This is a genomic window from Dactylosporangium sp. NPDC048998, assembly GCF_043197855.1.
GTDB lineage: Bacteria > Actinomycetota > Actinomycetes > Mycobacteriales > Micromonosporaceae > Dactylosporangium.
The window spans coordinates 1-1,132 of the sequence record NZ_JBICTV010000109.1; the positions used below are offsets into that span (position 1 = coordinate 1).

1 protein-coding gene is annotated in these 1,132 nt (G+C 73.9%); it reads left to right on the plus strand.

The genetic code is table 11. From position 1 onward, the window contains the following. A partial coding sequence (locus ACGFI8_RS48055; RefSeq protein WP_392815846.1) for an aminotransferase class V-fold PLP-dependent enzyme occupies nt 1-1,131 on the plus strand: 1,131 nt, incomplete at its 5' end. Between the last annotated feature and the right edge of the window lies 1 nt (nt 1,132).

Below are 1,132 nucleotides of genomic sequence, written 5' to 3' on the forward strand. Positions count from 1 at the left end.
CGCAACGTGCGCATGGACGAGCTGCAGGAGGCGGCCGGCGCCGAGATCGCCGCGCTGCTCGGCGCGCCGGCCGCCTACGTCACCAGCGGCGCGGCAGCGGCGTTGAGCCTGGCCACCGCCGTCTGCCTGGCCGGCGACCGGCCCGCAGCGATCGACGTACTGCCGGAAGTATCCGGGCCACGCCGCCGCGTCATCGTCCAGCGGGCGCACCGGGACCCGTACGACCACGCGCTGACAGCAGTCGGCGCGGAACTGGTGGAGATCGGCTATCCGGGCTCCACCCACCCCGACGAACTGCTGCGCGAGCTCGACGAGCGGGCCGCGCTGGTACTGTGGCGGCCCGGGCGGGGCGGTGACCACCTCAGCGTGGCCGAGGTGTCGCAGCTGGCGCACCGGGCCGGGGTGCCGGTCCTCGTGGACGCCGCGATGGACGTGCCGCCCCTAAAGCGGCTCGCGACCCTGTTCGACGGCGGCGCCGACCTGGTCGCGATCAGCAGCGGCAAGGCGTTCCGCGGCCCGCACACCGCCGGGATCCTCTGCGGCCGGGCGGACCTGGTCGCCGCGGTCGCGCTGCACCACCAGGACATGGACATCCGCCCCCGGACCTGGCAGCGCTCGGAGGTGACCGGCGCCGACCCGGTCCGCGGCCGGCACGGCATCGGCCGGGGCATGAAGGTAGGCCGCGAACAGATCATCGGCCTGCTGGTCGCGCTGCGGGCCTTCGTCCGCGACCCCGGCGCCCACCACCGGCACGGGGAACGGGAACTGGCCGACATCCGCGCCGCGCTGGAGCCGGACGTGCGGTGCACGGTCCGCGACGCCTACGAGCACCACCTGGACGTGCCGGTACTCGAGATCGACCTGTCCCCGTCCGGCCACACAGCCGACGACGTGGTACGCGAATTGGACCGGGGCACGCCGCGAATCCACGTGGCCGAGGACCTCGCCTGGCGCGACGTGCTCGTGGTCAACCCGATGGGGCTACGCGACGGCGACGGGGCCGCGCTGGCAAAACGGCTGATCGAGGTCCTCGACCGGGGCAACGCGGCGCGCTTCCCGAGTGAACCTGGGCGGGACAGCCGGTCAAACCCCAGTACGCAAGGAGCCCAGCGTCATGACCGCCACCCGTAAC